Origin of the sequence: Streptomyces sp. ADMS, from assembly GCF_033441795.1 — a bacterium.
Taxonomy (GTDB): domain Bacteria; phylum Actinomycetota; class Actinomycetes; order Streptomycetales; family Streptomycetaceae; genus Streptomyces.
This window is the reverse complement of the sequence record NZ_JAVFVX010000153.1, coordinates 1-13522: the sequence shown is the minus strand read 5'-3', so window position 1 is coordinate 13522 and position 13522 is coordinate 1. Positions and strand designations below refer to the sequence as shown.

Annotated in this window: 13 protein-coding genes and 1 pseudogene; 13 read left to right on the top strand and 1 reads right to left on the bottom strand. The window is 68.6% G+C overall.

The genetic code is table 11. The annotated features are described in order from the left end of the window. The 11 genes from RB628_RS36580 to RB628_RS36530 all read left to right on the top strand — a co-directional run. A partial coding sequence (locus RB628_RS36580) for a DUF6531 domain-containing protein (RefSeq protein ID WP_318324950.1) occupies positions 1-3980 on the top strand: 3980 nt, incomplete at its 5' end. Between the two features lie 24 nt (positions 3981-4004). Beyond that, the gene (locus tag RB628_RS36575; protein WP_318324949.1) at positions 4005-4796 is read left to right on the top strand and encodes a hypothetical protein; all 792 of its coding nucleotides are present in this window, start codon (positions 4005-4007) and stop codon (positions 4794-4796) included. Between the two features lie 452 nt (positions 4797-5248). Then, positions 5249-5980, top strand: coding sequence for a hypothetical protein (locus RB628_RS36570; protein ID WP_318324948.1), 732 nt, complete (start codon positions 5249-5251; stop codon positions 5978-5980). A 16-nt stretch (positions 5981-5996) separates the two neighbouring features. Further along, positions 5997-6944, top strand: coding sequence for a hypothetical protein (locus RB628_RS36565; RefSeq protein WP_318324947.1), 948 nt, complete (start codon positions 5997-5999; stop codon positions 6942-6944). Next, the gene (locus RB628_RS36560) at positions 6941-8251 is read left to right on the top strand and encodes a CpaF family protein (RefSeq protein ID WP_318324946.1); all 1311 of its coding nucleotides are present in this window, start codon (positions 6941-6943) and stop codon (positions 8249-8251) included. The genes RB628_RS36565 and RB628_RS36560 overlap by 4 nt, the downstream gene beginning before the upstream one ends. 77 nt (positions 8252-8328) lie before the next feature. Beyond that, the gene (locus RB628_RS36555; protein ID WP_318324952.1) at positions 8329-9288 is read left to right on the top strand and encodes a type II secretion system F family protein; all 960 of its coding nucleotides are present in this window, start codon (positions 8329-8331) and stop codon (positions 9286-9288) included. A gap of 11 nt (positions 9289-9299) precedes the next feature. Next, positions 9300-10208 (top strand): type II secretion system F family protein, encoded by a 909-nt coding sequence (locus tag RB628_RS36550; RefSeq protein WP_318324951.1) that lies wholly within the window; start codon positions 9300-9302, stop codon positions 10206-10208. 70 nt (positions 10209-10278) lie between these two features. Continuing rightward, complete coding sequence (locus RB628_RS36545) at positions 10279-10530, top strand: hypothetical protein (RefSeq protein WP_318324945.1); 252 nt, start codon at positions 10279-10281, stop codon at positions 10528-10530. 49 nt (positions 10531-10579) lie between these two features. After that, the gene (locus RB628_RS36540) at positions 10580-11083 is read left to right on the top strand and encodes a TadE family protein (protein ID WP_412180782.1); all 504 of its coding nucleotides are present in this window, start codon (positions 10580-10582) and stop codon (positions 11081-11083) included. Beyond that, entirely contained in the window at positions 11083-11502 is a 420-nt protein-coding gene (locus RB628_RS36535) for a TadE/TadG family type IV pilus assembly protein (protein WP_318324943.1), read from the top strand. Before RB628_RS36540 ends, RB628_RS36535 begins: the two co-directional genes overlap by 1 nt. Before the next feature lie 2 nt (positions 11503-11504). Then, a complete protein-coding gene (locus RB628_RS36530; RefSeq protein ID WP_318324942.1) occupies positions 11505-11975 on the top strand; it encodes a pilus assembly protein TadG-related protein in 471 nt (156 codons plus the stop codon). 48 nt (positions 11976-12023) lie between these two features. Here the strand turns inward: RB628_RS36530 and RB628_RS36525 are convergent, their stop codons facing one another. Continuing rightward, the gene (locus tag RB628_RS36525) at positions 12024-12368 is read right to left on the bottom strand and encodes a hypothetical protein (protein WP_318324941.1); all 345 of its coding nucleotides are present in this window, start codon (positions 12366-12368) and stop codon (positions 12024-12026) included. A gap of 118 nt (positions 12369-12486) precedes the next feature. Between RB628_RS36525 and RB628_RS36520 the strand changes: the two genes are divergently transcribed. Continuing rightward, positions 12487-13134, top strand: a complete 648-nt coding sequence (locus tag RB628_RS36520) for a hypothetical protein (protein ID WP_318324940.1) — start codon at positions 12487-12489, stop codon at positions 13132-13134. An 84-nt stretch (positions 13135-13218) separates the two neighbouring features. After that, positions 13219-13522, top strand: a pseudogene (locus RB628_RS36515) (WXG100 family type VII secretion target); the annotation flags it as partial.

Here is a 13522-nt window from a genome sequence, read left to right as displayed (position 1 = left end):
CCATCGTCGCCGTGTGCAAGGTCGTCGTCGCGGTGCTCGGCATCGTCGCGATGATCATCGGGGGGCCGATCCTGGGTGCGATCGTGCTGATCGCCGCCCTGGTCGTGCTCGCGGACACGCTCTACAAGTATTCCAAGGGGCAGGCGTCCCTGTGGGATGTGGGCCTTGCCGCGCTGGACTGCATCCCGGGTATGAAGGGGCTGACCACTCTCGGCGGCCTCGCCAAGGGCATGAAATCGGTCGGCAAGCTGGGCCTCAAGGGAATGGCCAAGGGCCTCGGCAAGGGCCTGCGCAAGGGTGCCGACGACGCCGTCGCCACGAGTAAACCGGCCAAGGGGCGGTGCAAGAACGGCGACCCCATCGACATGGTCTCCGGCGAGATGCTGATCGAGCAGACCGACGTTGGCCTGCCCGGTGTGCTGCCCGTCATCCTCCGCCGTACCCACCTGTCGACCTATCACTGGGGTTCCTGGTTCGGCGAGTCCTGGGCGTCGACCTTCGACGAGCGGCTGGAACTCGACGACGACGGGGCGTTGTTCGCCACCGAGGACGGCATGATCCTCTGCTATCCCGTTCCCGGACCGGACCGGCCGGTGCTGCCCGAAGCCGGGCCCCGGTGGCCCCTGGCGTGGGACGCGGACCAGCCGGGGGCGCTGCGGGTCACCGACCCCGGGACCGGGATCACACGGCATTTCGCTCCGTCGCCGGACAACGGTGGGCGTGACTCGGCGTTCACCATGCCGCTGGCCGCGATATCCGACCGCAACGGCAACCGTGTCCACTTCGACCGCACATCCGACGGCACCCCCGTCGCCGTACGCCACTCCGGCGGTTACCACGTGCACGTCGACACGGCGGAGGGCCGCATCGTCCGGCTACGGCTGCGCAATCCGGCGGACGGGCCCGAGGGCACCACGATCCTGCGCTACGGCTATGACGAGGCCGGCGATCTGACGGAGCTGTACGACTCCTCCGGGCTGCCGTACACCTTCACGTACGACCTGGCGGGCCGGATCGGCTCATGGACCGACCGGATCGGTTCCTGGTACCGCTTCACCTACGACGACCACGATCGCGTCATACGCGGCGAGGGCGCGGACGGTGTCCTCGACTGCACCATCGAGTACGACGCCGAGGCGCATGCCACCCACTACACGGACTCGCTCTCCCGCACCACCAGCTACCGCCACAACGAGCGCCGCCAGCTCGTATCGACCACGAACGCGCGGGGCGAGTCCGTCCACAACGAGTGGGACGACACGGACCGGCTCGTGGCGCGGACCGACGCGCTGGACCACACGTTCCGCTACGAGTACGACGACGCGGGCAACCTGACGCGCGTGACGCGGCCCGACGGATCCGCCACCTCGGCCGTCTTCAACGAGTTCCACCGGCCGGTCGTGGTGCTGGACGAAGGCGGCGACGGCGGCGAGTACGGCGATGACGGTGTGGCCTGGCGTCACACCTACGACGAACGCGGCAACCGGATCGCCACCCGCAACCCCACCGGCGCCGAGACCCACTACACATACGACGCCTCGGGCTTCCTGACCACCGTCACGGACGCCCTCGGGCACCGGCGCGACGCGGCCTGCGACGGCGTGGGCCTGCCGGTGCGGCTCGCCAACCCCCTCGGCAGCACCACCAGTGTGGAGCACGACGCCTTCGGCCGGATCACCTCCGTCACGGACGCGCTCGGGCGCGTGACGCGGTTCGGCTGGACGGTCGAGGGCAGGCTGGCGTGGCGCGCGTCCGGCGAGGAGCCGGCCGAGCGGTTCGACTGGGACGCCGCGGGCAATCTGGTGACCTACACCGACCCCGCGGGCAACACCAGCGCGTACACCCCCACCCACTTCCGCCTCGCCGCGGTCCGCACCCGTCCGGACGGTGCCCGCTACACCTTCGACTACGACACCGAGCTGAACCTCACCCGGGTGACCAACCCGCAAGGGGCCACCTGGGAATACGTCTACGACGAGGCGAACCGGGTCGTCGCGGAAACGGACTTCAACGGCCGCACGCTCACCTACGAGGTGAACGCCATGGGCGCGCTGATGTCCCTGACCAACGGAGCCGGCGAAACCGTCTCGTTCGGCAGGGACGCCCTGAGCCGCACCACGTCGGTCCGGCACGACGGCCGCACCACCTCGCTGCGCTACGACTCCAGGGGCCAACTGGTCGAGCAGACCGGCCCGGAGGTACGGCTGCACCGCACGTACGACACGGTGGGGCGGTTGCTCGCCGAGAGCGTCAACGGCAGTACCACGACGTACCGGTACGACGCGCTCGGCCGTCGCGTCGAGCGACGCACGCCTTCCGGCACGGTGTCGACCTGGTCGTACGACGCGGCCGGGCGTCCGGTGGGCCTGGAATCCGCAGGTCGCGTGCTGGGCTTCGACTTCGACGCGGCGGGCCGCGAGATCGCCCGGGAGCTGGGCCACGGAGTGACCCTCGGCCAGTCGTGGGACGAGGCCGGCCGCCTGACCGCGCAGACGCTCTCCCGGCACCCGGAGGGCGCCGAGGCACTGCTCCAGCACCGCACGTACGTCTACCGGGCCGACGGTCACCTCGCCGAACTGGACGAACTCACCACCGGCACACGTCGGTTCGACCTCGACCCGGCTGGCCGGGTCACCGCCGTACACGCCCGCGACTGGACCGAGACGTACGCCTACGACGGCGTCGGCAACCTCAGCAGCGCCGTGACACCGGCCGCCGCCGCGGACGACGCGCACCGGGAGTTCACCGGAACGCTCGTCCGGCGCTGCGGCCGGACCCGGTACGAGCGGGACGCGGAGGGCCGCGTCGTCCGGTCGGTACGGCGGCTGCTCAACGGCCAGAAGCGGGTGCGGACGTACGCCTGGAACAGCCTGAGCCAGCTCGTCGGCACCGTCACGCCGGGCGGAGCCCACTGGAACTACCTCTACGATCCGACAGGCCGCCGTGTCGCGAAGAGGCGCGTGTCCGACGACGGCTCGGTCGCCGAGGAAATCCGCTTCACCTGGGACGGCCAACGCCTCGCGGAACAGGTCACGCCCGGCGGGCACAGCACCACCTGGGACTACGCGCCCGGAACCCATCTGCCCCTGACACAGATCGATCGGGGCCCCGGTGGCCTGGGTGGCCACGGTGGCCCGGGTGGTGCGGCAGCTCCGGACTCCGGTACGCGCTTCCATGCCATCGTGACCGACCTCTCCGGAGCGCCGGCCGAGCTCATATCGGAGGAGGGGGAGCTGGTCTGGCAGCGGCGCACCACGTTGTGGGGGCTCCCGCTGCCGAGGGAGGACACGGCGAGCGCATCGAGCGGTCGCACCGAGGGCACGGTCGACTGCCCCCTGCGCTTTCCCGGCCAGTACGCCGACGCCGAGACCGGCTGGCACTACAACCACCACCGCTACTACGACCCCGGGACCGGCCACTACGCGACCCCTGACCCGCTCGGTCTCGCACCCGCCTCCAACGACACCGCGTACGTGTCCAACCCGTACCGCTGGATCGACCCGCTCGGCCTGTACCGCGACACCGGCAACGGCCAGTACGCGCACGATCCCGATGCTCCCGAGACGGCACACAACCGGAAGTCCGAGTACCCGTCCGGCTATCGCGAGTCGACCCATGACGAGATGGCCAAGAACTGGACGCTCGAAGGAGTCGAGCAGGGTGAGCGGCCACTGGACTCCGGCAAGAACAAGATTCCGCGGGACCAGCTGACGTGGTTCGACGGCAACGGTGACATCATCTGGGACCCCGCGAACCCCGGTTCCAAGCCGTTCCACGAGACGGTCACCTATGAGCACCGGGAAGCGGTGGTGGACCACTGGAACCGGGAGGGCAGGCTCACCGGCCGGCCGGCCCGCAACGACTTCTACAACGATCCGGACAACATGGAGGCCATGGAGAAGAGCAAGAACTCGCGCGGGGGAGCCATGATGGACGCCAGATACAGCCAGGACACAGGCCCGAACTACTCGTGCTCCTGATCTGAAGCAGACTCGGAAGGAACCATGGATCTACAGGCCACCATCGCCGGTTTCCGCAATGTCGCTGCCCTCGATGGCCTGGACGGGGCATGGCGGTGGAGTCTCAACCCGGTACTGCACTTCGCGGGAGCTCTGACCGACGACGGAAAGCGGCTCCTCCAGACCAACCAGCGCGGCAAACACGACGAGGGCCTCGCCCGTGAGGTGCTGTCCTTCGCCCGCGCTCACGAGCGGGAGCTGACGGAGGCGGGGCGTTTCCTCGGCTTCGTGGAGGGCCTGCGGGTACCCGGTTTCGAGTTCGACGCCGTCGCGGCAGCCGTCCCTGAGGTCCACGGACATCACAAGGCGCAGAACCCGGACCTCACGTCGGTGACGTACATCGTCTTTCCCGCGTATGCCTGTGAGTTCTCCGGGGGCGAGACCCTCGCCGAAGCGGAGGCCAGGTACACGAAGATGCTCCATCCAGCCGAAATCGGGCGCGAGTCGGTGCCGTTCGTGAAGATGAGCTTCGACAATCCCCGTACCGGTGGCGGAAGTACCAATCCGGGGCGCGCGTTGACCTACCCGCGGATCGTCCGGCAGGAGCTTCCCGAACTGGCGAACTCCCCGGGCGGATTCGTGGAGTTCGAGAACCGCTTGGGCAAGGTCTGGCGGGTGGAGTGGGACGGCGGCTGGATCGTGTCGGGAGAACAGCCGGGAGGACAGCCGGGTGAACCGTCTGGAGTGCGGTCGGCGGTGCGGGGACGGCGTGAGATGAGCCTGGACGAGGTCCTGGAGCTCTTCGAGGGAGTGCTGCGGGAGGGTACGCGTCAGTAGCGGATGTCCCTCGTGCGACGGAATCGGTCCGTCCCCTCATCACGTGAGCGAATCGTGCAGGCCTCATGGCAGACCCGTGGCGAAGGGCGGTGGCGGTGGCCCGGGTTGTCCGGCCTGCGGATGTCGGGTCGGCAACGGATTCGCGCGTGCACAGCGGGAGCCGTAACCGGATCGCCGCGCCCAACGGGGAACCGCACGGCCTTGGTTGCACGTGAATAACGTTGTGCGGCGCGCTGTTCACGATCCAGAACGCGCCTTGAGGGGCTTATGTGCGGCTGATACGGTGCCATGGCTTGACACGCACTCCAGCGCTGGCTAGTTGGCCGGGTCGGGCGGTACGTCCAGCAAGGGCGTGTCGCGTGCATCGCGCACATCGCATGCATCGCGAGTGAAGTGTCCTATTTGGCAATCAAATTGGCAGAATTTTTCTTGGGTGTACGGGGAGCTGTTGCGTGAAGATCCAAGAGCGTACGGGTGCGGGCGGCGGCCGTTCCTCGGTGCCCGCTCAGCCGATGACCGGTGAGCGGCTCCCGGCGCCGCCTCGCGAGCGCAAACCGGCTCTTGCCGCTCTTGCGGTGCTTCTGATTCTGGTCGGCGCGCTGGGTGCGACGATGCTCGTGCTGCGGGCCGGGGACCGGATCGAGGTCGTCAAGGTGACGGCCGACATTCCGGCCGGAGGGTCCGTCAGCAAGGCCAACACGGCATCCGTGCTGGTCGCGGCCGACGACGGCATCGACTACATCCCGTGGGAGCAGCTGAACGGTCTGATGAAGCTGAAGGCCGTCAGCGCGATCCCTGCGGGAGTCGTCCCCGTCGGGCAGATGTTCACCGGCGAGACCGGCCTCGTCGCCGGGCAGGCCATCGTCGGGCTCTCCCTCAAGGAGGGCCAGTACCCGAGCGGCCTCAAGCAGGGTGACCTCGTCGCCGCCTACCGCGTCAGCTCCACCGGCACCGGTGCCGGCTCCAGCACGGGTTCCAGTGACTCCTCCTCGTCCGGTGCAGGCACCAGTCTGATCGTGGACAAGGCGAAGGTCAGCAACGACGTACAGCAGCTCAAGGACAGTGACGTCATAAGCAGCACCAACCTGCCCGTCACGCTCACCGTCGACAGCACCAAGGCCGCCGAGCTGGCTCAGGCCGCTGCCGCAGGCCAAGTGGCCCTCGTGCTCATCCCCAGCAGCTGAAGGCGGCCCCAGAACCATGGCGCTCATCGTTCTTGCCGCCGACAAGGGTTCCCCCGGCGTCACCACCGCGGCCGTCGCGCTCGCGGCGGTCTGGCCTCGGCGGGCCCTGCTCGCCGAGACCGACCCGGCCGGCGGTGACCTCGTCTACCGCAGTGCCGCCGCGCACGGCGGGATGCTCAACCCCAACACCGGCATGCTGTCCATTGCCGCGACCGCTCGGCGCGGGCTCGTGCCCGATCAACTCTGGGACCACGTACAGCCGTTGAGTGGCGGGCTCGAAGTGCTCGTCGGGCTCGGTATCGCCGAGCAGGCCGCCGGGCTCGCCGGGCTCTGGCCCACCCTCGGCAGCGCCTTCGCGCAGCTCGGCGACTCGCCGAACGCGCCGGCCGACGTCATCGCCGACTGCGGGCGGATCAGCGGGGACACCTCTGTCGTCGAGCTCTTTCCGCACGCCGCCCTCGTGCTGCTCATCTCGCGTACCGAGCCCGAGGCCATCGCCCGGGTACGGGACCGTGCCGCCGCCCTCTCCACCAAGCTGCACGGCGGCCCGCGCGGCGCCGGCAGCCTTGGCACGCCGCTCATCGGGGTCGTCCTCATCGCCGATCCGAACAACTCGGGCAAGCTGGTCAACCAGGTCAACGACATGCTCGTACACGCGCAGACGGGTGCCCGGGTTGTCGGCACCCTGGCCGAGGACCCGGCCGGTGCCGAGCAGTTGGCCGGGCGCAAGCGCGGGCGGCTCGACAAGTCGATGCTCATCCGGTCGGCCCGCAAGGTGACTTCGGATCTGTATCAGCAGTACGGCGCCGCATGGGCCGTACCCAGCCAGGTACAGGGACAGGTTCAGGGACAGGGCCAGGTCCAGAACCAGGGCCACCAGGTTCCGGGACAGATGCCCGGCCAGCCCGGTCAGCAGCCCGGCCACGCCGGTGGTCATCCCGGCCATGCCGGAGCCGGCCGATGACCGCTGTCGACCACTCGCTGGTCAAGCGGTTCCGGCAGGACGCCGGTGACCGGATCGCCGAGCAGCGTCGGCTCGACCAGGCCTCCAACGTCACGCCGATGTCCGGCGAGGACGAGCGGCAGTACGCACGGGCCGTCATAGCCCAGATCCTCGAGGACTACGCCCGCACCGAGATCAACGCCGGGCGTACGCCGCTGGATGCCGAGACCGAGGAGCAGTACGCGGCCGCCGTGCACGCCGCGCTGTTCGGCGTCGGGCGTCTGCAGCCACTGCTCGACAACGTCGACGTCGAGAACATCGACATCAACGGGTACGACCAGGTCTTCGTCGGGTACTCGGACGGGCGCGAGGTCGCGGGTGATCCCGTTGCCGAGTCCGACGAGGAGCTCATCGAGCTCATTCAGGTGCTCGGCGCCTACTCCGGACTCTCCTCCCGGCCCTTCGACTCCGCCAATCCGCAGCTCGACCTGCGGCTGCCGGACGGGTCGCGTCTGTCGGCGGTCATGGACGTGACCCGGCGGCCGGCGCTCTCCATCCGTCGTGCGCGCATGGGCAAGGTCTTCATCTCCGACCTCGTCGGTAACGGGACCGTCACTCCGGAAGTCGCGCACTTCATGGCCTGTGCCGTGCGCGCCCGGAAGAACATCATGATCGCGGGCGCCACCAACGCCGGTAAGACGACACTGCTTCGGGCCCTCGCCAACGAGATCCCGCCGCACGAGCGGCTCATCACCGTCGAACGTGCGCTGGAGCTGGGTCTCGACCAGTTTCCCGAACTCCACCCCAACGTCGTGGCGTTCGAGGAGCGGCTGCCCAACTCCGAGGGCCAGGGCATGATTTCGATGGCCGAGCTGGTGCGGCGGTCGCTGCGTATGAACCCCTCGCGCGTCATCGTCGGTGAGGTGCTCGGCGACGAGATCGTGACGATGCTCAACGCGATGTCACAGGGCAACGACGGCTCGCTCTCCACGATCCACGCGAACAGCTCGCACGAGGTCTTCAACCGTATTTCCACGTACGCGCTCCAGGCGCGGGAGCGGCTGCCCATCGAGGCCAGCCAGATGCTCGTCGCGGGCGCGGTGAACTTCGTCGTCTTCATCCAGCGGCGCAACAACTACCAGACGGGCGGCCGGCTCCAGCGCATGGTGACGTCGGTCCGCGAGGTCAACGGCGTCGACGGCCGTGTGCTGTCCAGCGAGGTCTTCGCCGAGACCCCGGACGGCCGCATCGTGCCGCACGCGCCCATCTCCTGCCTCGACGATCTGGTCGCGCACGGGTACCGGTTGCCCGGCGGGAACTGGGGGTGACCATGATCATGACGACGCACAGTGATGTTTCTGCGTACGGGGACACGTACTCGGCGGCAGCCGGCTCGCTCGGCTCCATGGGCGGGCTCTTCTCCACGGAGGTCCTCTACTCGCTCGGGGCCGGCATCGCCGTCGGCGGCGGGCTCGCGCTGCTCGCGGTCGCGATCCGCGGGCTGCCGGCCAAGCCGGAGCACGAGAAGCAGAAGGCCAGCGAGCGGGCGAACGAACTCATCCGGTTCGCGGGGCAGCGCGGTTCGCTCGCCGCCCTCGTCGGACTCGCGGTGCTGCTGCTCACCCGGTGGGCGGTGGCCGGAATCGCGGCCGGCGTTCTCGTCTTCTTCTGGGACCGCCTCTTCGGCGGCGCGGCGGAGGAACGGGCCGGTATGCGACGCGTGGAGGCCCTCGCCTCCTGGACGGAGTCGCTGCGCGACACGATCGCGGGTGCGGTCGGTCTGGAGCAGGCGATCCCGGCGTCGGCGCGTGCGGCGGCCCCGGTACTGCGTCCGCACCTGGACGCGATGGTCGACCGGCTCCGCTCCCGTACCCCGCTTCCCGAGGCGCTCCAGCAGCTCGCCGACGAGATCAACGACGCGTCCGCCGACATCATCGTCGCGGCGCTCATCCTCAACGCGCGACTGCGCGGCCCGGGTCTGCGTCAAGTCCTGGGCGCGCTCGCGAAGTCGGCGCGCGAGGAGGTCGACATGCGGCAGCGGGTCATGGCACAGCGGTCGTCAACTCGTCGGTCCGTGCAGATCGTTGTCGTGGTGTCGGTCGGTTTCGTCCTCGGACTCGCCATCTTCAACCGCGAGTTCGTCGAGCCGTACGGCACGCCGATCGGACAGGTCGTGCTCGCCGGTGTCTGCGGTCTGTTCGCGCTCGGCTTCTGGTGGCTGCGCAAGCTGTCGACCATCGAGACACCCGAACGCTTCCTGGTACGGGACAACTCGTCGGTGCGGTTCGTACGGCCACCCCTGACGCCGAACCAAGGCGCGCAGGGACAGCCGCCCTACGGTGCTGAAGAGGGGGTACGCCGGTGAACGACCTGACCATGCCGGTAGTGGTCGGCGCCGTATTCGGCCTTGGCGTCTACGTGCTCGTACGGGCGTTGATGCCGTCGAAGCGGAGTGCGGTCTCGCAGGTCGCCCGTGTCGACGCGATGCGGGCGCGGGGTGCGGCGTACGAGTCGGCCCACCGCACGCAGGACGCCGGCCGGATCGGCTCGTTCCGGGCCCAAGTGGGCATCCGTGTCTCGGACCTCTACTTCCAGCAGGGCTGGGAGCAGCGCTCGCTGCGGGCCGATCTGGCCGTCCTGGACCGGAGTTGGGAGAACTTCCTCGCGACGAAGGTGCTTTTGGGGGCGGCCGGTCTGTTCTTCGGCCCGTTCCTGTTCGCCATCGTCTGGACACTGGGCATCGGCAAGAGCCCGGCCATCCCGGTCTGGATGGCGCTGCTCTTCGCGCTGATCTTCTTCTTCCTCCCCGACCTGGAGGTGCGGCGGGACGCGGCCGAGAAGCGGCGCGACCTGCGGCGGGTGATCGGGGCGTATCTCGACCTGGTGTCGATGAGCCTGGCCGGCGGCCGGGGTCTGCCGGAGGCGCTGATGGCGGCGGCGGACATCTCTGACGGCTGGGCGACACAGCGCATCCGCAACGCGCTGAACGACGCCCGCATTACCGGCACCAGCCAGTGGCAGGCACTCGGTTCGCTGGGCGAGGAACTGGGTGTCGAGGAACTCAAGGACCTCTCCACCTCGTTGGCGCTGGTCGCTGACGACGGCGCGAAGGTGCGCGACTCGCTCGCCTCACGCGCGGAGACCATGCGGCACCGCGAACTGGCGGAGATCGAGGGCAGCGCGGGTGAGAAGTCGCAGTCGATGCTTGTCGCGCAGCTGCTGCTGTGCGCCGGGTTCCTGGTGTTCCTGATCTATCCGGCGGCGATGCGCGTGTTCCAGGTCTGAGTCGTTTTCCAGCGCTGATCTCAGTAGTACTGCCACTGCCCAAAGATTCGTTTCGAGAGGACAACTCACCATGAACGGACGGAACTTCAGCACCGGGATCCCGGCAATGGACTTCCTGGTCACCTTCTTGCAGGGCCGGGTGCAGCGCGCCCGCTCCGGCGAACTGGACCGCGGAGCTTCGGCCGTCGAGTGGGTCATCATCTCCGCGGTCGTCGTGGCGATCGTCGGCGTGGTCGCCGCGATCATCAACACCGCGCTGAGTGACGGCGCCACCAAGGTCGGCGACTGCATCAAGGGCGCCCAGGCAAGCGGCACCTGCTGATCGCACGTACGAAAACGGGGTGTACGGGGTCGAGTTGACGGGGTTGCTCGTGGGTGGCGCAGGCAGATGGGTACGCCGCAGGGTGGAGGCCGCACGGAAGTCGGCGTCCGCCCGCGGTGACTCCGGGACGTCGGGTTCCGGTGCGTCGGGCTCCCGCACGTCCGACTCCGGTATGACCGCGATCGAGTTCGTGCTGCTGACGCCCGTACTCTTCTTCATGATCTTCGCGACGGTGCAGTTCGCGCTGTACTTCTTCGCGGACCACGTGGCCCAGGCGGCGGCGCAGGCCGGCGCCCGCAAGGCCCGAGCCACGGCGCACGACCAGCCGGGCGCGTGGCGTGGCGAGGCGCAGGACGTGGTGGACAGCTACATCCAGCAGCTGGGCCCGACTCTGGTCCTGTCGCCGAACGTGACGATGCTCCAGCCGGAGCAGAACACGGTGGGCGTGGAGATCACGGCACGCGTGCCCACGGTGTTCCCGGGTTTCGATCTGACGGTGCACGCGCAGTCGGTGGGGCCGGTGGAGCGGTTCGTGCAGGAGGGGGAGAACTGATGAATCTGCCTTCCCGCGTTCGGAATTACGGCGACCGGGGCCTGTCCACCATCGAGGTGGTGATCCTCGCCCCGGTGATGATCATGTTCATCCTGGTGCTGGTGGCCTTCGGGCAGCTGGTCGACGGGCGCGGGGCGATCGACGGGGCGGCGCGGGACGCGGCCCGGGCCGGGTCGATCCAGAAGGATCACGCGACGGCGATGGCGGAGGCCAGGAAGGCGGCGGAGGCCGACCTCACGGACATCTGCTCGGGCCCGGTCACGGTGATCCAGACCAGCGCCGGCTTCGAGGCCGACACCATCTTCACCGTCGAGGTGAGCTGCGAGGTGCGGGGCCTGGCGATGCTGGGCCTGGACATCCCGACGACGCTGACGGCGAGCTTCAGCTCACCGCTGGACCCGTTCCGGAGGACGGTGTGACGGTGCGCTCTGCTGTTCCTGCTGTACGTGACTGGTCCGAGCGCCGGTGGGCCCGCCTGGACGACCGCGGCTCGGGTGCCGGCGCGGTGATCATCTTCGCCCTCCTCTTCCTCTCCCTCTCGGCTTTCGTGATCGACGGCGGCCTGTCCATCTCGAAGCGCGAACGGGCGGCGGACATCGCGGAGCAGGCGGCACGTTACGCCGCCCAGGACATCGACCTCGAAGCCCTCTACGGCAACGAGGCGGGCGGCGCCCCGATCAACTTCCAGAACTGCGACGCGCGCGTGAAGGCCTTCGCCCAGGAGATGGGCATGTCCGCCGCGGACACGGGCGCGTCCCACTGCGTGGTGGCGAACGCGAACGAGGTGCAGGTCGAGGTGCAGTTGACGTACTCGCCGGTGTTCACGGGGCTGTTCTACGGCGGGGATGTGACGGTACGCGGGCAGGCGGTGGCGGAGAACGAGGTGGGATGAGGGGGCTCGGCTACGGTGCATGACGCCCCGCTGCTGAGGCCCCTCGGCTCACTTGTCGCCGTTTCCCTTCCCGCCGCCCCTGGTGTCCTGGACCTTCATCTTCTCGTTGACCTGCTTGGCGAGTTCGTCGTCCAGCTTCTTGAACTCGCGTACGACGGCGTCGGACATGGAGGCGAGGGCGTCGAGCTGCTGGGTGATGTCCTCGCGGCCGTCCTCCCAGTTGGACTCGAAGTCCTGCAGCGCGTCGTTCACGCTGCCGTCGCCGATGTCGTCCCGGTAGGACTCGAAGAGCTTCTTGGTGTGGTTCAGCCGGGTCTTGATGGAGCGCAGCCGGCTGCCGTAGTCCTCCAGTTCGCTCAGCGGGAGCGAGAGGTCGGACTTGCCCTTGCCCATGTGTGAGTCCCCCAGGAGCGCCTCGTAGTCTGATCGGCGTCTTACCGACGTCTGATCGGCACCGTACAACGGAACGATGTCGGTACGGGAGATCGAGTGAACGGGGTGGAGTGACGAGATGGCTCGCTACAGCGAAGCGCAGACGGTCGAGCGAGGTGGGTTCCGGATCAAGGTGCCCGAGTCGTGGTGGGAGTTCGACGTGCGCCCCGAGTCCCGTGACGACTCCATCCGGCGGATGGTGGACGAACGGATGCGGCAGCGCCCGGAGTTGGCCCAGTACCGGGACACGTACACCACGTTCCTGCAGAAGGCGGCCGCGGACGCGTGGAAGTCGGGCGCGCTGTACTGCGGTTGCATGGCGGAGAGCTTCGGCGGCGACACCCCGATCACCGGCTCGGTGACGGTCTCGATGGTCGGCGGCCGTGCGCAGGACGGTACGCCGCTCTCGAACGACCCGGCGGTCATCGCGGCCCAGTTGGCGGTCAAGGAGGCGAAGAGGGAGGGGGACAGCTGGCGGAAGGTGACGACCGTCGACATCCCCGGCGTCGGTCCCGCGGCGCGTACGTACGGCGTCGAGGACATCGCCGTACCGGGCGACGAACTCGGCCGCACCATCCGCGCTGTGCTGATGCAGACGTTCATCCCGGTGCCGGGCCAGGAGGGCAAGGTGGCGCTGGTGGCGGGGAGCAGTCAGGTGCTGGATCTGGCGGAGTCGTTCTTCGACATCTTCGACGCGGTTACTTCGACGTTCCGGTTCAGCGGCTGACCGCCTTCCCGTCGAACGGGCGTTCCTTGTAAGTTCACGTGTGCACACGGTTGTTGGTGGCGCGTATGTGACGGGGGATGTGGGATGGCGGGGTATCGGCCGGCGGACTGGCATGTGCTGGACCTGGACAAGGACCCGACGCCCGGTGATCCGCACCGAGTCCGCCAACTGGCCCGTACACTGCATGACTTCGCCGACGATGTCGCGGATGCGTTGCGGTTGATCAAGGGGATGGCGCAGGAGAACGAGACGCCTGGAGTGGGCGGGGAAGACCGCCGATGCGTTCCAGGACGAGTTCTCGGACGTGCCGAAGAACCTGAAGAAGCTGAAGAAGTCGTACGACCTGTGCGGCGACGCGCTGGTGGACTACTGGCCGAAGTTGGAGCGG